Source organism: Bradyrhizobium sp. S3.3.6 (assembly GCF_040546905.1).
Taxonomy (GTDB): domain Bacteria; phylum Pseudomonadota; class Alphaproteobacteria; order Rhizobiales; family Xanthobacteraceae; genus Bradyrhizobium; species Bradyrhizobium cytisi.
This window is the reverse complement of record NZ_JBEPOT010000011.1, coordinates 175,628-194,876: the sequence shown is the minus strand read 5'-3', so window position 1 is coordinate 194,876 and position 19,249 is coordinate 175,628. Positions and strand designations below refer to the sequence as shown.

The following is a 19,249-nucleotide window of genomic DNA, read 5'->3' as shown; positions in this document are numbered from 1 at the left end:
GCTCCAACTCCTGAGAGGATGGAGCCATGACGAGCAAGACGACGAACAAGTTTTCACCCGAGGTCCGGACCCGAGCGGTTCGGATGGTTCTGGATCACGCCAGCGAGTACCCGTCGCGCTGGGCGGCAGTGACGTCGATCGCGACCAAGATCGGCAGCACGCCGCAGACGCTGCATGACTGGGTCAAGAAGGCAGAGGTCGATAGCGGGCAGCGTTCCGACCGACACGGCCGAGAAGCTGAAGGCGCTCGAACGGGGGAACCGCGAGCTTCGGCAGGCCAACAAGATCCTGCGCAAGGCAAGCGCCTATTTTGCGATGGCGGGACTCGACCGCCGGTTCAAGCCATGATCGCCTTCATCGACGATCATCGTGGGGCGCATGGGGTCGGGCCGATCTGTAAGGTCTTGCCGATCGCCCCCTCGACCTACCACGCCCATGTGGCCAAGCGGCGCGATCCGGCCAAGCTGCCGGCGCGCGCCAGACTGGATGCCGCGCAGAAGATCGAGGTTCGCCGCGTGTTCGATCAAAACTTCTCCGTCTACGGCGTGCGCAAGGTCTGGCGCCAGCTCAAGCGCGTGCCCGTTGCACAGTGTCGCGACTGATACGGGACATGGGTTTGCAAGGGGTTATCCGCGGCAAACCGGTCAAGACCACGATCGGCGCCAAGGCCGCGCCATGCCCGCTGGATCACGTCAACCGCCAGTTCAAGGCGCCAAGGCCGAATGCTCTTTGGCTCTCTGACTTCACCTATGTCGCGACCTGGACCGGCTTCGTCTACGTCGCCTTCGTCATCGACGCCTATGCCAGCAGGATCGTGGGCTGGCGAGCCTCGCGCACGGCGCATGCGGGCTTCGTGCTCGATGCGCCGGAGCAGGCCCTGCATGATCGAGGGCCGGTCCATCGCGGCGGCCTCGTGCATCATAACGACAGGGGCAGCCAATGCGTCTCCATCAAATACACCGAGCGCGCCTGGCTGAAGCAGGCGTGGAGCCTTCTGTCAGCAGCGTCGGAGATTCCTATGACAATGCTCTGGCCGAAACCATCAACGGTCTCTACAAGGCCGAGGTGATCCATCCGCGCGGGCCATGGCGCAGCTTCGAGGCCGTCGAGTTCGCGACCCTGGAATGCGTGGACTGGTTCAACAACCGGCGGCTCCTGGAGCCTATCGGCAACATACGCCGGCCGAAGCCGAGCAACGCTACTACGCCATGCTGGAACAACCGGTCATGGCGGCGTAACTTAAACCAACCAGCCTCCGGCAAACCCGGGGCGGTTCAAATTAAGTTAAAGCCGGCCGGGTCAATTTAGCGGTTAGAGGGCAGCATCCATGGAAACTGCTAAGCACTGCCGGACCCAGTCGGCTGAATGCCTCCGCCTAATGCAATTGGCGCGGGGTGAGCGCGAAGCCAGATCCCTGAAATCGCTATCGGAAAGCTGGATCCGGATCGCCAATCAGATCGATCGATACCAATCTCTTACGCGCGATCAATGAATGCATTGACCGATCCGTTGATCGCTTACACGCGCCGTTGCACGATCCACTCTGAGCCGGGGAATCCGCGAGGTGAGAAGCCTGACTTTCCGGGCGTCATGCGTCGGAGATGACCGCTGTCCAATTCAATGACAATTTGAGTAGGAGAGGAATTCACGACCGTACTGCTGATAACCGTTTCATCTCCCAAGACGATCGGTAAGTCGATGCCTGTCGCTGGAAAGGTGCGAAGCATGGCATTGGTCCTCAGCCACACTGTAGCGCCAGTCGCAAGCGTCCATGAACGCGTATGGCCGGCCCATTCCAACTGTTCGCCCCCCGAACAGGTGGGCAGCATACAGACTTCCCCCGACCAAACTTGACATCCGGCAATACCCCAAGCCATGCCGCCGCCAAAGCGACGCCCGTGGCTGCGACAAATTGTTACACCTTCGCATGGCGCGAGATCAGCTCGATCTCGACGAGCTCGCGAGCAACTATCGCGCGGCGATCCTAACCGTATCCCTCCGGCGGCGGCCGCCTTGTTTAGTTTGAGAGGCGGGCCGAGGATTTGACCTTAAATCTAGCTTTAAGGTCACGTCGCGAATGCAGGTCAATGTCTTGGGCGCCGAGCGTCGGCGGCGATGGAGTTACGACGAGAAGGTTCGCCTTGTCGAAGAGACCTTGCAGGCTGGCGAGACGGTCTGCGGCGTCGCGCGCCGGCACGGGGTGGCTCACAGCCTGCTGTTCACCTGGCGTCGACAGGCGCGCCAGGGCTGACTGGGCGGAGATTCCGTACCAGCTCTCGTTCCGGTCGAGATCACGCCGGTGGCGGCTCCGATCTCGAGCGACGCGCCACAACCGGCGTCTTCCCTGCCTGCGCAGCGCGCAAGGGCTGGAATCATCGAGATCGAGCTTGGCGGCGGCTGTCGCGTTCGCGTTGACCGTGACGTGGACGTTGAGGCGCTGCAGCGGATTCTTGAGCTGCTGCGACGACGATGATCCCGATTCCAAGCGGCGTCAGGGTTTGGATCGCCACTGGCCACACCGACATGCGTCGCGGCATGCAAAGCCTGGCTCTGACGGTTCAGGAGAGCTTGAAGCGCGATCCTCATGCCGGCGATCTCTATATCTTCCGGGGTCGTCGCGGTGACCTCGTCAAGATTCTCTGGCACGATGGGCTGGGCATGTCGCTCTACGCCAAGCGCCTTGACCGTGGGAAGTTCATCTGGCCCGCGGCGTCAGCCGGCGCGGTATCGATCTCAGCGGCGCAGATGGCCTATATGCTCGAGGGCATCGACTGGCGGAATCCGCAACTGAGTTGGCGACCGCAAAGCGCAGGCTGAGCGAAGAAACTACGGTTGCTGCCATTTTGGGGAGTCCCATCGCGTCCAATCTGTGATTCACTGCGTCGCATGGATGCCGACCGCGACGCTGTTCCGGATGACGTTGCCGCCTTGAAGGAGGCGCTGGCGGTGGAGCGCGTGAAGGGTTTGGAGATATCCGCCGAGCTCGCGGTCGCCCGCGCGAAAGCGTCGGAAGACGAAGCGCTGATCGCCCAGCAGCAGTTGCAGATCGCCAAGCTGAAGCATCAGATCTATGGGCAACGGTCGGAACGTTCGGCGCGGCTGATCGAGCAGTTGGCGCTGACGTTCGAAGAGCTGGAAGCCGACGCCACCGAGGACGAGCTTGCGGCGGAACGAGCCGTGGCGAAGACGACGACGGTGCGCGGATTTATGCGCAAGCGCGCTGAGCGCCAGACCTTCCCTGAGCACCTTCCCCGGGAGCGGGTGGTGATCGAAGGACCTACGGCTTGTGAATGCTGCGGCAGCAATCGCCTTCGTAAGCTCGGCGAGGACGTGACGCGCACGCTGGAAGTAGTGCCGCGCCAGTGGAAGGTGATCGAGACGGTCCGGGAGAAGTTCTCCTGCCGCGATTGCGAGAAGATCAGCCAGCCGCCGGCGCCATTCCATGCCATCGCCCGAGGATGGGCCGGTCCGAGCCTCCTGGCCATGATTATGTTCGAGAAGTTCGGCCAGCATCAGCCCTTGAACCGTCAGGCCGAGCGCTATGCCCTGGAAGGGGTGCCGATCGCGCTGTCGACCATGGCCGATGCCGTGGGGGCGGTCTGTGCGTCGCTGGATTCCCTGCTGCGCCTGGTGGAAGCCCATGTCATGGCAGCCGAGCGCCTTCATGCTGACGATACGACGGTGCCGGTCCTGGCCAAGGGCAAGACCGACACGGGACGGTGCTGGATCTACGTTCGGGACGACCGGCCGTTTGGGGGCGCGGGTCCCCCGGCAGCGATGTTTTACTACTCACGCGACCGCAAGGGCAAGCATCCGCAGGGGCATCTGGCCCGGTATGCCGGCATCCTGCAGGCCGACGCCTATGACGGTTACAACCAGCTCTATCTGGCCGGGCGCCAGCCCGGACCGATCCGGGAGGCTGCCTGCTGGTCGCATGGAAGGCGGCCATTCTTTGCCATGGCCGACATCGAAGAGAATGCGCGGCGCAAGGGTGCCGGAAAGAAGGAAATCCCGCTCTCTCCGATTGCGATCGAGGTCGTGCGGCGGATCGATGCGCTGTTCGAGATCGAACGCTCCATCAAAGGCAGGAGCCCCGAAGGGCGTCTTCAGGTACGACAGACGCTGAGCCGGCCTTGTCGAGGACCTTCAGGTCTACATGCGCGAACAGCTCGCCAAACTGTCTCGTGGGCACGATCTGGCCAAGGCGTTCAACTACATCCTGAAGCGCTGGGCGAGCTTCACGCTCTTCCTGGAGGACGGCCGCGTCTGTCTCTCGAACAATGCCGCAGAGCGAGGATTAAGAGGTATAGCTCTCGGACGAAAATCCTGGTTGTTCTGCGGCTCTGATCGCGGCGGACGGCGCGCAGCTTCCATGTATAGCTTGATCGTCACTGCCAAAATGAATGGCGTTGATCCGAGTTGATCCGCAGGCCTGGCTCACGGATATCCTTGCCCGTATAGCCGCCCACCCAGCTCATCGACTCGACGAGCTTCTGCCTTGGAATTGGACGCCGGTATCAGCGATCTCCGCTCGAGCGGCATGACCACCCCACGTCAACAAGGTCCATCACGTCACCACCAAGGTCGCGAGGAACCGCGGCGAAGACGAAGATTGGCTGCGAGACGTTGTCTGTCAGCTATCGATCCGCTCTGTATTCTGGCGCGGACGACTGAGTTGTGATGCCTCTCTAATGTTGAGAGCTGTCTTCCCTTTATCAGAAATAAGATAGACGACATGTGGAGGCATAGCCGAAATTCCGGCTTCGTGGAGATAGCCTAACTCACACAGACGTCTGGCGCGACCATAGACGCCTTTCCATGGGCGCCACGCGCTATGTCCTTCCCTCATCGCTTCTCGTAAGCATTCGAAATCGAGTTTTTCTAGGTCCATAATCTATTCCAGCCTTGGCGCGATATCCGGTAGTTTATCAGACACTCTTCGCAATCGCACTATCATGACAACCACTAACCGTCGGGCAGCCATGTGCCGCCGCGGCGGCTAATAAGCCTTGCGGTCTCCTCGCTTCATCCGTGATCCGTCACGCCGAAAGTAACTAATCCCAGAGCTTTTGTCGCACCCTCTGACGCGCGTTTGGCAGACTTCGATGGGATCTTGGTGGGATCTCGTCACTAATCTGCACTGCGCTCTCCGTTCGAAGGAGCGTTCTCAGTACCGCGCTTTGCTCGGCAAGGCGGCCTTCAGCGGACGGGTACTCCTAACCGCTCAGGCCGGCAGCCGATTTGCCAACATAGTGCCCACGCAGCGCTTTTTCAGCCTCTTGCCGATTTACCGTAAGCTATTGAATTTGTTTGGTGAGCGCGCCGGGGGCCAAAGGCATCCTTGGCACGGAAATGCGCCCAAACTCTTTGCCTATCTCCGTAAATTATTGATATTGCGGCAAAAGGGGCGGCCCTCCGAGCGCACCAGGAGCCGACGTGACTGCCGGAAGCGTAAGCCAATGCGGTCCGATAAACGGTTCTGGCTGGTTGAGTCCAGCAGGCGACCTGGATCGACCATGCAGCAGATCCGCTTCATTCTCGAGACGGACGGAAGGGCGGATCAAGTCCTCACTGATGCTCGTCACCAAATGGGTGTTCGGACGATTGTCTTGCACGTGGCGCTTCAACAGCCCATTTTGCGCAGTCCCTGCTTGCTGACCGAGAGGCCAACGGTGGATGTGCGATTTCTATTTAGTCAAACGCGCCGCTGCACAATCCACTCCGACCCCTGGAATGCAAGCGATGGGCAAGTGGCCGGAACGAGCCGGCGAAGACGGCCGCTATCCAATTCTAACACGATCGCGCAGGGTGATGAGGCAAAGCACGGTGCTGCTTAGAATCACGGCGTCCCCCAAAAGGATAGGCAGATGAGTGCCGACCGGCGGGAGGGTCTGCTGCCCGGCGCTGGTTGTCAGCCAGACCGAAGCGCCAGTTAGAAGCGTCCAATAGTGAGCATGCGCCGCCCAATCCAAAGTGCCGATCGCCGTTTTTCCATACCGTTCATAGGAAAGGCAATCTGCTCGAGAAACCGACTTGGCGAAACTTTCGTGTTGGCAAGCATAGGCCCGCCGCCCGTCGCGGCGCGGGGCCCGTTTCCTTTGTCTTGATTTAGGAACGCCACGCCTAGTCTTCGAGTTCTGCAGCAATATCCATCGCTTTGAGATTCCAAATCCATGACAGAATCAAAAGCAAGATAACGGGGCAAGCCGTCAAAACTATTCCTCTCAAATGGAGCTCCCGCATGGACTGAAAGAAGAACGGTGCCGACATCATCGCTATCGCAACTAGCGCGGTTCCAGCGCTTAGGTTGCTGAAAAATCTTACCCGCAGTTTCCGTATCGCATTATTTGCCACCTTTCCCATGACTTGCCTCTGTCATTTGATTTGCGAGAGCCATCGCTTTCCTAAACGGGCGGCGGCAAGCAAAAAATCAGGATTGCTTATTCGAGTTAACGCGACGTCCTGCTTACAGTCGTATTTCGGCTCGAAAATCCGTTCCGTTGGCGCGCGCAGGCGAGCGAGCTATCGGCGTCAGCTGTGTCTGCGGCAATGTTCCCGCGTACGCGTGATGCCCAACTTCCAGCACCCGGATCTGGAAGGGGGCTTAACCAGCATTGCTGTCAGCATATTGCCTTGCTGAACCCGTTCGCCCGACTTGGGCCTAGGCTCGAACGCTCGCCGTTGCCAAAAGCCGGCAAACTCCCGCCGCGCCTTGCACGGGAAGGCTCAATAAGCCTCCTGGCCTGAAAGCACAATCACGGTTCGTATTAGAATACGAATGTCCAGCCAGATGCTCCAATTGGTCACGTACCAGACGTCGTATTCAACACGCTTCTGCATCAGATCGATAGTTGGCGTCTCGCCACGGAAGCCGTTGACCTGGGCCCAACCCGTTAGGCCAGGCTTCACATGATGTCGATAAGCGTAGTTGCTGATCATCTGATTGTAGTAGTTGTCATGTGCGAGCGCATGCGGGCGCGGGCCAACTAGCGACATTTCTCCGCGCAGAACATTCCAAAGCTGCGGCAATTCATCGATGCTCGTTCTGCGCAAGAGACGCCCAATCTGGGTAACTCGCTCGTCCTGTTTGCTCGCCTGCCTAATCTCGGGGCCGTTCTCCGAAACCGTCATACTGCGAAATTTCCAGATCTCGAATGGCCGGCTGTTGAATCCGCGGCGTGTCTGTCGAAAGATGACGCTGCCCGGCGATTCCAATTTGATCAAGATCGCTGGGACGATGAGCAGAGGGACCAGAAGCGCTAACCCCACAGAGGCCAAGGCGATATCGAGGCTGCGTTTCAGGGCCCGCTCGCCGATTGAAAGAGGTGTCCGCTGGATCTCGATCGCCATCGTTCCACTCATCGGCACGAACGGCCGTGACACGAGGTCGGCGATCGCAAAATCGGCCAATAGGCGAACCGCATTCGGTACCTGGCGGAGCCGTTGGCTCAGCTTTTGTAGAACCAGAACTTCGTTCCAGTCGAAGGCCAGCAGAAACTCGTCTGCCTCAGCCGCACGAGACTCTCGAACGATCTTGAGAACATCCCGGTCCCACGCTCCATCGTCATCCTCCAACGTCACGTTCAGTATCACGTGACACACGACTTCGAAGCCATTCCTGCGCAAATCCTTGAGGCGATTGGAGGTGAAATCGAGCGGTTTTGGGCTGACCAAAACAACCCGTCGCCTGAAGGAATGGCTGCTGGCAAGGGACGAAGCCAGCAGGAGGCGCCAGACCGCGCGGTGTGCGCCTAGACTGACGAGGCCGATCATCGCGAACAGCATGATGGTGGCACGGGATAGGACGGACGTCGATTTCAACAGGAAGGCGGCGAAGGTAAGAATTGTCAGTGACAAGAGCCAGGCGAAAAGGACCTTACGTAATTGCCAGCTCGCATCGAGAAGGTGGTGACGATCGTATCCGCCCTGAAAGAAGGCAATCGTGACAAAAACCATGGCCACAATCAAGCCCGGACCCATTGAAAGCTCTTGATCGGACGAAACTCCGATGAGTTTGCGATGAACTAGAGCAGCGCAGAGATAGCTGATTAGAACCAGCAAGAAGTCGGCCGTCATAACGGCGATTTGTAGCGGCGTCTGCAAGGATGCGCCGCGACTAGCTGCTTCTGAGGATAAGTGTTTGGAATCGAATATGGCTGAGGTCACGATAAGTCTCTTTCGCAAAGATTTCTCGGCCTGAGAACAGCTTGACTAGTGAAAAATGGCGCCACGTCAGGGCGGAAATATGCCCTGAACCGCGAGGTGTCCGGTGCCTCGATTGCTCAATGTCATAGGTCATCGACAAGCAATGCGCGACGCAAGATGCTATCGCGGTGCCAGGACACGCAGGCACGGCGATTGTACATTTGCGGTGCGCGGCATGCTTGCCGCCTGTGCCGGAAGCGGCAATTCGGTCAAAGGCGGCGGCGGGTCTGCAGTGAATTGCGGAGTGCTGCTGGAAAAGAAGTAGAGGGTGGACCAGTTCGCTGAAAGTTCGACCCAATTGCTGTTACCCGCACCTCGATTGTTGGAGCCGTTGTGCAGCGAGTCGGGGGCGCGCCACCAGTCGGCGCCAACATTTGCGACGACCTTTATGTTCGGATCCGTCGTCTTCATGTCCATCTGCACGTACACGGAGTCCACGCTTCCGGCGGCAAAAGCGCCCCGTCTCACCATCCACATCAAGTCGTTACGGCCAGGCGGAGGGCCATCGGCAACAGTGCTTCCATCGGCTTGTACTTCGATCTTCATCTGGACGGCCAGATTTTTGGGAGCGATAGCGTCGAAATGGGCTCCGACGATTTCGTTTTCGTTCTGGTCCTGCACCAGGACCCACTCTTTGGTGGCGTGGAGACGTACATACGTCTTTCCGTTGGCTATGAGTATCTTTCCGTCCGAGGTTGCTGGGGCAGCTGCGCCGAATTTTGGAAAGACGGAAGCCAATCCGGTAACGGATGTGAAGTCCGAAGGAGGGGCGCCGCTTTCCGGCCTGGAGGCGCCGTTGCACCAGGATGACGTCTTGGGCGCGCCGGCCGGAAAGCCTTGGCTGTAACCGGGAGTATTTTGCTCGATTGCGCTCAACGAGAGCCCCGCCGGGGTGACTTCGTTCAACGGGCCGTTCGCCGAGACAGCGCTCCCTGGAGTCACGGCAACGATCGCAATTATTCCGATGGGCAAGAGCCGGGTCGGAGGTTTCCGGAACAGGAGGTGGACCGCGCTCCGAAGAGTTGCAAGCGGTGAGCACAAAGCCGGAAAATGGCGAGCGTCAGACATGGGGACCGCCCAATAATCGGTTAAAAATTCTAGGCGGCATTGTAGACAGCGGGGGCGCAGCTGACTTGACGACCATCAAATGCTAGACGATTAGCACTGAGGTGGGTAACCGGCACGGCGGTCAATCGGAGTCGCGAGGCCGGCTTGGTCTGGTTCCTTGGCTAGTTCGCAATATGTTGCAGGCCTCATCGGTAGACTGACTGTCTGCACGCACGGGAGTGTTGGCCGCTCCTGCTGTCCAGCCTCACCGATTGTTTCTTAGCGTGCTGTCAGGCTCGGCTCGCCTAGCATTCGAGCGACTTGTGACGGCATACCAAAGCGTCCGCGGAGCTCGACGCCGCTGTTTGGAACCAAGGCCATCGATGTAACGCCGTGCTGGATTTTCGATCACAAAGTAGGAAACATACGCGACGACAAAGATGATCGCATAGCAAATCGTGCAGAACACCGACATCAAGCCGGGGGAGGCGTGGACCAGTTTGTCGGCAACAGCATTCATGACGATCAAAATAATGAGAGGGTGCCACATGTAGATTGAGTAGGTGAGCTGCCCAAGAGGCGCTAGGCACGCCACAAAGGCTGGCACGGTCCGCTGCGTGTCGGCTGCGACGGCGGTGATCGCGACAACATAGACGAGTCCGAGTGCAATAAGGTGGTGCGTATAGGTGACCATTGAGGCCAACAATAGCATCGAGGAAAGCAACAACAGTCGCCCGGGAGCTGGAAGCATGCTGAGCTTGTCCCGAAAGTAAAACAGCGAGATTCCAATCATGAAGGACGGGAGGGCCCTGAGGGGCGGCCACACGTCTACCCACGAGCGATCGACTGCGTTCTGAGTTAGATCGACGCCAATCGTCGCAACGAGAGTGGGGACTGCAGCCACAAGTAATCCAAGCTTTGATCTCAGGGCCACCCAGGCGAAAAGCGGGAATATTAGATACATCACCATTTCAGCGCCGATCGACCATGACACGCTGCTGAATGAGATCCCATTGCCGCAGTTTGTCATGGCGTTCAATAGAAACGCAGTCTCCGCGATGCATAGCGGTTCGTAGGACGGTTCGTGATTCCCGGCCTTGCCGACCGCAACAAACATAGACCAGATGATGATCGAGACCAGCAGTGTCAACCAGTGGAGCGGCATCAGCCGCCCTATGCGCCTCTGAAGAAATGAGCCATAGCCCGGCAGGGTATCGACCTTTCCCTGATACACATGCGCGATCACAAATCCAGAGATCACGAAGAAAAGATCAACGAACAAAGCAAGGCCGCTCGGCAGCGTTGATCGAACGGCCGTTGGGAAAAAAAATTCGAAAGAGTGGCGAACGACGATTCCGGCGGAAGCAACGAATCTCAGCATATCCAAGTGCAGCATCTCGGCGGATGCGACGCGAAGCGTCGGTATTTTCCATGATTTTGTGGTCATGGCGTATCGCTCCAGCGGCTGCCTGCCGAGCCCAGCGGGCGTTTCCGGCAGACCTTGACCATTGCCCCCAAAGTCAATGCGAGCATCACGAGACAGTCGTTCGACAAGGCTTGAGCCGTTGCGATCGAACCGGGCGAGGCGGGGTGTAAGACGGCGCTCACATGCTGTTGATGGATTTGTCCTGCAGAATGCGATCCATCATCGTTGTTGGCAATCTTCGGGTCGTTCGAGCGGGACGTCGGCTCGAGCGAACCGCTGTTTTCGCCGCTCCGCGTCGGCATCGGGGATGGCGGGGGCGTCACCGCAGGCGGCGTCGTTTCCCTCGCGGAGCCACGAAGCGGCGGGGCGGGACTCGCGCGAAAGTCGTCTGTCCTCATTGAATAGAAGCCGATTGTCTTCCATTGGGTCGAGAGCTCAATCCAATTGCTACCGCCGACTCCCGGGTTGTTACTGTGATCGTCAAGATAGGGGGCTCGAGCGTGTCGCCACCAGTCGGCGCCCACCATGGCCACGAGATGCAAGTTCGGATCTGTAACCCGCATCTCCATCTGAACGTAGACTGCATCCACAGTTCCGGCGGGATAAATTCCTCGTCCCCGGTACCAGAAATGGTTGTTATAGCCGACTGGAGGAGCATCAAATGAAATGGTCGCACCAGCCAAAGGGGTCGCTTTCATGGGAATGGCCACGTTCCCGACGAAGTCAGGAACGAAATGCCCTCCGGTCAATTGGACTCTCGACTGGTCCTGAACCAGCGACCATTCGCCCGATTGCTTGATGCGAACATAAGTCTTTGCGTGGGCGACCTCGACCGCGGCATTGGGACTTACGTAGTGCGATTCTCCCACCTTGTGATAGACCTGCCCCCACCCCTCTACCGCACTGAAATCGGCGGGCGGCGACCACAGCCCGCCATCATTCCAGCCTTGATACCAATTGTAACTCGGATGCACGCCCGCGGGAAAGCCTTCGCTGTTTCCCGGAGTGTTCTGCTTGATGAGGTCGGACATCGAGAAGTCCATTGGCCTTTCCTTGTTCATGCTGTGGGCCAGCTGCGTGTCACCGGGCCATAGACCATTTCGGTGACGTAAACCGGCCGGCATAAGAGAAGAACAGCGTCATCGACGTGAAATTATCGATCAGGTTCTCGGACAAAAAATAGATGAGCAGAACTGTGTACATGGTTTTTGCCGCCCGCTCTTTGAGCGAAAACATGATACCGAACACGAAGACGATAAAGACCATGGCATTTAGCAATCCATATTCTGCGAGCACCCGAAGGTAATCGTTGTGTGGCGGCAGCGGCAACACCGTCAGTATCCCGGTCTGGCTTGCACCGTAGCCAAACAGTATTCCTCCGATCCCCAGCGACGAGTAAATCTGCCATATGTTTGTCCAGTGAGTGATGCGGAAGAACGCGGACATGTCCGTCGTGCCCGTTAGATCAATCAATTGCTTGGTTGACATCCGTGCGACGGTGCCTGGGTCAAGGCTCCAGATCAGCGCTATTGCGTTCAGACCCGTTATCAATCGATCAAGCGCGCCGACCGCGTAGGCGCCAAAGCTGGCTATTGCCAGCAAGAAGAGCGCAACGAACACTTGCGGCCTCAGGGGGAAGAAAGACCAAAGACCAACGGCGACGATGGTCGCCAGTGCGGGACCAACTCGGTTCATGATCGCAGCATTTACAAATTGCGCGATTAGTACCTTGCTTCCGAGCCAGGGGGATAAGGCAAAGAACAAGGCGGAGAAATAGAGTGCTGCCGTGTTTGTGTTCGGGAAGTAGGAGAACACGTCAGGATATTCGATTCCTATGTAGACTTTCGTCTGGCCAACTACCTTGAATAGCAGTGGCAGAGCGGCGAGTACGTAGATGCACCGCTTCTCGAAGCGGTGCAGTTGCTCCGGCGTGCTTCGGCCTGCCACATAGAACGAATAGATCGATACGAGCTTCAAACCGTCCGACAGCTCGAAAGAGCCAAAATTCACCAGATAGCTCGCACCCGTGAAGATACAGGCGAGCATCAGGAAGACCTTGTAGAAGCCACTGCTCTCTTTCGCTGTCAGCACGTGGTAGGCAGACCAGGAGATAAGCAGCAGGCTTGTCGAGTTACTCAGGACGTTGAATATGGTCGACCCGGTAAAGTGGTAAGCGAACGTAAGGCAATTCAGGAACACGAGGCCGAAGCAGGTTACCACGAAGAACCGGCTCTGGACGGCCATCGCGGTGGAAGCGAGATGTGGTGTCTCCTCTCTTCCTAGAGCTAGATCCTTCACAACGAACTTACTCCACTTCCATTGGCGTATGGCTGCTGTGGTTCCCCTTCAAACGGACTGAACCTGCTCAGACCGCTCTCGTTGGCAATGCCGGAGGCTCTGTAGCAACATGTCGGTGATCGCCGAATACAAGTTGACGGCCGTCAATACCGATCAGTGCACTTCGGTGGACGCTGTGGCGGTCCGAAGAAGTGGAGTCGACGGTGAAACACGGGAGCACTACGATATTCGCCAGCGTATTCGGCCTGTTATGGCGGCGACAGTGGGTTATTTACCTGTGCCTGGTGCTGACGTCCGGCGTAGCCTTTCTTTATTACGCGACCGTTGGTGATCGGTACGAGGCGTACGTGCTGTTGCGCGCCGGGCAGGGTATCAAGGAGCGGTCCAGTAATGCGACCTCGCCGTTTGGCGAAGGCGTTGACCTTCAAAGCCGGATGGAGTCGCTGTCGCGCATCGCCAAGATCGATCTGGTCATTTTGGAAGCCGCCAAGAACGTTGGCTACGACAGGCTATCGTCGGATTCAAATCCGACTCTCTTGGCCAGGTTTATGGCATGGGGAAAGGAAATCGATCTTCGGGATGTGTTTGCCAGGGAGCCGACAGAACCGAAACCGGAGTCGAAGCCGGAGGCGGAGGAAGACATAGAGCGTAACCAGGGTGCAATTCTCAGTTTGCGCGATCGCATCAACGCCAAGCAGGAAGGCCGATCCGACCTGTTGAGAATAACGTTCCGTCACAAAGATCCGTCGATCGCCGCGAATTACCTGAACGAGCTCGCGAACGCTTTGGTAGAGGTGCAAAGTCAGGATGTTCAAATGCTGGGCGCGCAGGAGTTTTTCCAGCAGCAAACGAAACGCCTCGAGGAAGAGGCCGAGATAGCGGCTGACAATCTGAAAAAGTTTTCAGTGGAGGCCTCGATCTATGCCGTCGACGATCAGCGGCAACTCCTGCTCAAGCGCGCCAGTGATTTGGCCGGGCAGATCTCCAGTACGCGGGTCCTAATTGAGGATAAGAAAGGGCAGAAGCTTGCGATCGCAGATCAATTGGCAGTGCTGCGGCCGGTCGCGCAGAGTAAGACTGTCAGCCGAATGGTGACCACGCTTGGAGGGGATACTCGGAAGACATTGGACTCTTCCGCCAAGCCGCCGGACCAGTTCGAGGACCAGCCTCCCTTGCTTCTGATCAAAGTGTACCAGGAGAACATGGCGACTCTTATGAAGCTGAATGCCGAGCTCAACGGGCAGTCGGAGCTGATGAGTCAACTAGGCATCGAGCTGGAAAAGGTGAACAGGGAACTGGCGTCGCTCTCTGCGAAGGAGGCCGAGTATGGAAGATTGAAGCGCGTTCTCACGACCGCGTCGTCTGCCGCGGGGCAGTATGCGGCCCGAATTCTTGAGGAGCAGATAAGCACCGAAGTCGCAAAAAAGAGCCAGCTGTCCAGCCTCAGGGTGGTACAGAAAGCGATAACCCCAACGGCGCCAGTGTTTCCTCACATCTCGCATCTCGTCGCCTTGGCGCTTGCCGGCGGTGTTCTGCTCGGCCTTGGAGGCATCTTCGGACCAGAACTCGCTAAGAGCACGATGCATGCCCAACCAAGTCAGGATGTCGTCGTTGGGGACGACGATCCGGTGAGAAATCTGCTGTTGGTTGCCCGACAAAAGGCGGAAGGAGCCAAGGACCATCATCCTGCCGGACGGCCCGATTTCAGGGAAGAAGCGAGTGCCGCCCCCGCCCGGTCGCCAAGGGGGTGAATGTGCGTTCGCCCCTCTGCAATTCCGCGAGCTGCGCCGGCGCTGTCTGGCCGGCCGAGTGAGTGTACCATCAGCATGAAGATATTCAGCATCTGTTGCGTTCGGGACGAGAACGACATTGTCGGCGAGACGCTGGAGGCGGCGCTACGCTGGAGCGACAGGATATTCGTCTTTGATAATGGCAGTGTCGATGGAACGTGGGAAACGGTGCAAGCCGTCGCGAGCCGGAACCCAAAGATCGAAATCGTTGGCCATGACGACCGCGTTTTCACCGACGAGCTTCGCGGAGAGATATTTGAGGAGCGTCGGGCTATAGCATCGCCAGGAGATTGGTGGTGCAGACTAGACTCCGACGAGTTCTTCATTGATGATCCGGCCCGTTTCCTCGCGCGCGTTCCCAGCAGCTATGGCTTCGTTCTGTCCGCCACGTTTAACTTCTACTTCACCGACGTGGATATTCAAGAATACGAACGAAGTCCTTCGGAATGGCTCAATCAGCCGGTGCAAGACCGGCTCAGGTTCTATCAGAACAACTGGAGTGAACCGCGTTTCGTTCGACACCGAAACGATCTCCGCTGGGGCGGGCTGATCTGGCCGCATAACCGTGGCCGGACGTTCCCGTTGCGGATGCGGCTGAAGCATTATCCGTACCGTTCTCCAGCGCAGATATCGAAGCGTCTGGAGATACGGCAAAGGCAACCGGCGCTATTCAAGCACGAAGCCAATCGAACGCTTGCGAAGGGCGCACAGGCTGATTGGACGGACAGTATGGCACCAATGCATGAGACTGCCTCCTGGCGCGATCGCCTGAGAAAGGCTGCTGAATGCGATGTGGACCAGGGAGACGAAAGTCTTGTCACACGCGACAACCTGATGCCTCCACTGCCATCGCCGACCGTGGATTTGGTCAAGGTTGGCCTACGACGGACGCTCGTTGGCCGGGCAATATTGTCACCAATCCTCAGGTGGCGTCGGAGCCAGCCAGGTTGGCGATGAGTGGCTCAATCTTCGTAACAGGTTCAGTGACGACGCGTTGTCGGCGGACTGGGCGAGAACTCAGGGGAGCATAGTTATGATTGTGAAGGACCGGCTGAAGTCGATCGTTAGGTCAGTAGGTTATGAGATTCGTCGTCAACATCCGGATTTGACGGAATTTCTCCACTCGAGGTCCGTCAATCTTGTTTTGGACGTCGGCGCCAACGAGGGCCAGTTTGCCCAAGAACTGCGGTCGCGAGGGTACTCTGGCAGGATTGTCTCTTTTGAGCCTGTCGCCGAAGTGTTCGAGCGGCTCGAGAAGAACAGTGCTGCCGACGAGAAGTGGAGTTGCCGAAATACGGCGCTTGGGGAGACCATTGGCACGATCGAAATCAATGTAAGCAAGAACACGGCTATGAGTTCTATTGTCAGGCAAACCGAGGTCGGCCGCAACAGCATCTATGAGACCGACGTAGTTCGGGTCGACAAAGTGCAGATCACGACGCTTGATTCCATATTCTCGGAGGTTTCCGAGGATCGGGTGTTCCTGAAGGTGGATACGCAAGGATTCGAGCAGAGCGTTTTAGGAGGTGGCAAGAACTCGCTTCATCGTGTTCTGGGCGTCCAGTTGGAATTGCCTCTTGTTCACCTCTACGAGGGGACTTGGCAGTTCGACGAAGCCCTCCGTTTCATGCGGGAGGCCGGTTTCTCGCTAAGTCAGATGCGGCCGATAACTTACTATTCTCAGGATCCAGCATCCTTGCTTGAAGTGGATTGCATATTCAGGCGGGCCCATTACGTCGACGGTGGCACATACCATTGACTTCCGGGGACATACGGCCTTCGGCTCAATGGCTTGCCTTGTCGGGCTAGGCTCCTGCCCGACCTGACTCGGCGTTCACGAACGAGGGACCGAACAGAAGCCAGTAGCGCCAAAGCGCTATGACGAGAGACGTGAACAAGATTGCTCCGCCTGCGCCATAGAGTCCGGCGATCGGCAGTAACACCAACTGCGCAATCACCGACACGCATCCCAATGCGACGTTTGTGATCGTTGTCATCCGATCGCGATGCGCAGTAAACAGACCTACGGCTCCGAAATCGGCCAGGTAACGGACCGCTAGCCCGGTAACGATCAGCCAGAACGCCGGCCATTGGGCAGCAAGCACAGGCTGACCGAGCTGCGGCAAGAGGATCTGGAAAGCAAATCCGACCACAATGCTGAGCGCGACCGTGGCAAACGCGGTCGTCTGCGTGAAACGCCAGACCAGCTGGCAGTGCGCGGATGGGCCGCCAGTCCGATAAGCGCTGATCAGGAGCGGGCGTTGTTTTTGCTGAAAAATGAATCCGAGGAAGGTGGTTGCAGAACTTCCTACCGTCCAGAAGAGGAAGTAGATGCCGGCGACCTTCAAGCCCAGGAACAACGTGATGAGGTAGCGGTCGACGAACTGGCTCGCAATAAACCCGAGATCGCTTAGCAGCATGAGGAACGACTTCCGGATCGCGTTCGTAATCACCGAGGGTCGTAACGGAAGAGAAAAGGATGCTCGCCATGGCCAGGACCAGCTCAGGAAAACAAACAGCCCTATAGAAACCACACCTCCCATCAGCCAAAATCCGAACAGATCCGAGAGTGAACTGAAGCTCGGATCCCAAATGGCGAGCGGAATATAAACGAGAATCCAGGCTGCGCCGCGAATGAAGCTGATGGCATTCGCTGAGAAGTGGTGCTGCAGGCTCGAAAGAAGATAGAAGATATCGTTACCGATATGCTCGAACATGATCACGGCAATGATCAGGACCCATAGAGCGGAAGTGCCGAAGACGAAAATCACCAGTGCAGCGATCGTCAAGAGAGCCAGGTACGCTGAGACCACAAAAGACCAATAGTGGCGCATGCTGTCAATCATATCACCGGTGGAGGCGGTCACTGCGTCGCGCATCAGCAGGTGGTTCATTCCAAGATTGACGACGATCGGAATCGTGCCCATGGCGGCAGTAGCAAGTCCGTACAGACCAAGTGATGATAGATCGAGATATCGGGCAATGAACAGAGCGAGAGCAAATTTGCTGGCCATGACGCTGGCACGCATGGCCATGACGATCAGATCAACGAGGAACCGGTTGAGTGGAGCGCGCATGGCCTGGGTGCTCATGGTACATATGATGAATCAGGCACGGTGAACCGCCAGCACGTCCTGAACGACCCCTGCCAGATTATCTCGGGATCGCGCCTGTCTGGCCGGTAGAGCGCCGGATTGGTGATGTGAACTGGTGATCATGCTCTCGCCTCTGCCAGGACGTTTGCATGTGCGGATTCTAGTGAATTTGAGCGTTATCAATAATCGTGGGAAGCCATTGCTGACCACGTGATTGTCGGGCAGGGCGCATCTTGACGAGTGGGGCGATACTTGGGGGCGGGGTCGTCAGGCTAGCTGTTCCGATGTGCTCCGCCTCAGTCGACGCAGCCCAGCAGCGAGCTGTTTTGGGCAAAAAGCGACAGCAACGAAGCGAAGAACGGCCTTCAGGCTGACACCGTACAGGTCGTGACGAAATTGCCAGGCGACGTTCAGCATCTCCGCGATACTGGCGCCGCTCTTTCGATAATCAGACAGCGTGATCAGTGCGCGGCGCGCGAAGCAGCGCTTGGCCTCAACTTGTATGGTCTTACGCAGCTGCGGGTCTTGGACATGAACTTCTGCGGTCTCTGCGATCAGACCGGCCACTTTGCGTCCGTCGTGGAGAAGCTGTTCGACGCCCAACCGAGCCGTCTCGGAGCCGTCGTGATAGGTGTAGGTTGCGCAGGGCTCGTTGATCAGGCCGGCCTTGCCGAGCAGCAGAAGCGGCGCCCACGCAGCGACGTCGGCGGTGTGCGGCAGGTCAAGCGGAATGCCGCCGCGCTCGCGCAGGAGCTCGGTCCGCATCATCACGCCGCACATATTTACTGTGATCTGGTCGGTCAGGAAGTCCGTCAGAATCATGGTTCCGTCCCGAATGCCCGTCTCGCAGCGGCGGCTGACGCGCGGAGGCCTTGTTTTTCCGATCGAAGCCGCATGAAGGTTACTCAGCGTAATCACGCTCGAAAGTTCCGGCTGCTGCCTGACGAGGGCCGCGCACCGCGCGAGCAGCCACGGCATGATTCTGTCATCGTCGGAAACGAAGACGACGTAGTCGCCGCGAGCATTGGCGAGACAGGCATTCCAATTCGGGAGCAGGCCGATATTCGTTTCCTGGTTGATGACCCGCAATCTTGGATCGCTAAAGCCGGCCAGGACTCTGCTGGTATCGTCCGGAGAGGCGTTGTTCGAAACCAGGACCTCGAAATGAGGGTAAGTCTGCAACAGAGCTGAGGCAATGCAGCCCCTCAAAAGCGCGGCACGATTATACGTAGGAATGGCGATCGTCACGAAGGGATTGGCCGGCCCGGCCACAGAGTTGCGGTTCGCGCCCGTTTGTGGGTAGTCCGAGGGTGCGCTCTTCGTGATGTTCGCCGAAGGCGTCATGGATCAGGATCGCTGAATGTCGCGCGGAAGCAATCCTCGCGGGT

Annotated in this window: 12 protein-coding genes, 2 pseudogenes and 1 other annotated feature; of the genes and pseudogenes, 6 read left to right on the top strand and 8 right to left on the bottom strand. The window is 57.9% G+C overall.

Annotated features, from left to right (window positions below; translation table 11 throughout):
* The first annotated feature begins 26 nt into the window (after window positions 1–26).
* A pseudogene (locus ABID59_RS27880) lies at window positions 27–1,238 on the top strand (IS3 family transposase).
* Window positions 303–419: a sequence feature (AL1L pseudoknot), on the top strand. Its footprint overlaps the pseudogene before it by 117 nt.
* Before the next feature lie 779 nt (window positions 1,239–2,017).
* Here ABID59_RS27880 and ABID59_RS37470 read toward each other — a convergent pair.
* Window positions 2,018–2,485: a hypothetical protein gene (locus ABID59_RS37470; RefSeq protein WP_502916833.1), complete on the bottom strand. Its 468-nt coding sequence runs from the start codon at window positions 2,483–2,485 to the stop codon at window positions 2,018–2,020.
* Between ABID59_RS37470 and tnpB the strand changes: the two genes are divergently transcribed.
* Both tnpB and tnpC read left to right on the top strand, forming a co-directional pair.
* Window positions 2,470–2,817 (top strand): IS66 family insertion sequence element accessory protein TnpB, encoded by a 348-nt coding sequence (gene tnpB, locus ABID59_RS27870; RefSeq protein ID WP_063676405.1) that lies wholly within the window; start codon window positions 2,470–2,472, stop codon window positions 2,815–2,817. The genes ABID59_RS37470 and tnpB overlap by 16 nt on opposite strands.
* Window positions 2,818–2,886: 69 nt before the next feature.
* Window positions 2,887–4,544: pseudogene (gene tnpC / locus ABID59_RS27865) on the top strand (IS66 family transposase).
* 2,182 nt (window positions 4,545–6,726) lie between these two features.
* Here tnpC and ABID59_RS27860 read toward each other — a convergent pair.
* The 5 genes from ABID59_RS27860 to ABID59_RS27840 all read right to left on the bottom strand — a co-directional run bounded on the left by ABID59_RS27860 (window position 6,727) and on the right by ABID59_RS27840 (window position 12,976).
* Window positions 6,727–8,166 carry an undecaprenyl-phosphate glucose phosphotransferase gene (locus ABID59_RS27860; RefSeq protein WP_354085520.1) on the bottom strand — a complete coding sequence of 480 codons (1,440 nt, stop codon included), beginning with the start codon at window positions 8,164–8,166 and terminating at the stop codon, window positions 6,727–6,729.
* 159 nt (window positions 8,167–8,325) lie between these two features.
* On the bottom strand, window positions 8,326–9,111 hold the full coding sequence (locus tag ABID59_RS27855; RefSeq protein WP_354085519.1) for a hypothetical protein: 786 nt from the start codon (window positions 9,109–9,111) through the stop codon (window positions 8,326–8,328).
* 406 nt (window positions 9,112–9,517) lie between these two features.
* Complete coding sequence (locus ABID59_RS27850; protein ID WP_354085518.1) at window positions 9,518–10,699, bottom strand: acyltransferase family protein; 1,182 nt, start codon at window positions 10,697–10,699, stop codon at window positions 9,518–9,520.
* Window positions 10,696–11,721, bottom strand: a complete 1,026-nt coding sequence (locus tag ABID59_RS27845; RefSeq protein ID WP_354085517.1) for a hypothetical protein — start codon at window positions 11,719–11,721, stop codon at window positions 10,696–10,698. The genes ABID59_RS27850 and ABID59_RS27845 overlap by 4 nt, the downstream gene beginning before the upstream one ends.
* A gap of 37 nt (window positions 11,722–11,758) precedes the next feature.
* Window positions 11,759–12,976, bottom strand: a complete 1,218-nt coding sequence (locus ABID59_RS27840) for an O-antigen ligase family protein (protein WP_354085516.1) — start codon at window positions 12,974–12,976, stop codon at window positions 11,759–11,761.
* Window positions 12,977–13,179: 203 nt separating this feature from the next.
* Here ABID59_RS27840 and ABID59_RS27835 point away from each other — a divergent pair, with 203 nt between their 5' ends.
* The 3 genes from ABID59_RS27835 (at window position 13,180) to ABID59_RS27825 (ending at window position 16,525) form a co-directional block, all read left to right on the top strand.
* Window positions 13,180–14,727, top strand: coding sequence for a GumC domain-containing protein (locus ABID59_RS27835; protein WP_354085515.1), 1,548 nt, complete (start codon window positions 13,180–13,182; stop codon window positions 14,725–14,727).
* Between the two features lie 75 nt (window positions 14,728–14,802).
* Window positions 14,803–15,723: a glycosyltransferase family 2 protein gene (locus ABID59_RS27830; RefSeq protein WP_354085514.1), complete on the top strand. Its 921-nt coding sequence runs from the start codon at window positions 14,803–14,805 to the stop codon at window positions 15,721–15,723.
* A 76-nt stretch (window positions 15,724–15,799) separates the two neighbouring features.
* Window positions 15,800–16,525, top strand: coding sequence for an FkbM family methyltransferase (locus ABID59_RS27825; RefSeq protein WP_354085513.1), 726 nt, complete (start codon window positions 15,800–15,802; stop codon window positions 16,523–16,525).
* Between the two features lie 46 nt (window positions 16,526–16,571).
* Here the strand turns inward: ABID59_RS27825 and ABID59_RS27820 are convergent, their stop codons facing one another.
* The gene (locus ABID59_RS27820; RefSeq protein ID WP_354085512.1) at window positions 16,572–17,858 is read right to left on the bottom strand and encodes a lipopolysaccharide biosynthesis protein; all 1,287 of its coding nucleotides are present in this window, start codon (window positions 17,856–17,858) and stop codon (window positions 16,572–16,574) included.
* A 270-nt stretch (window positions 17,859–18,128) separates the two neighbouring features.
* On the bottom strand, window positions 18,129–19,205 hold the full coding sequence (locus ABID59_RS27815) for a glycosyltransferase family 2 protein (protein ID WP_354085511.1): 1,077 nt from the start codon (window positions 19,203–19,205) through the stop codon (window positions 18,129–18,131).
* Window positions 19,206–19,249 lie beyond the last annotated feature (44 nt).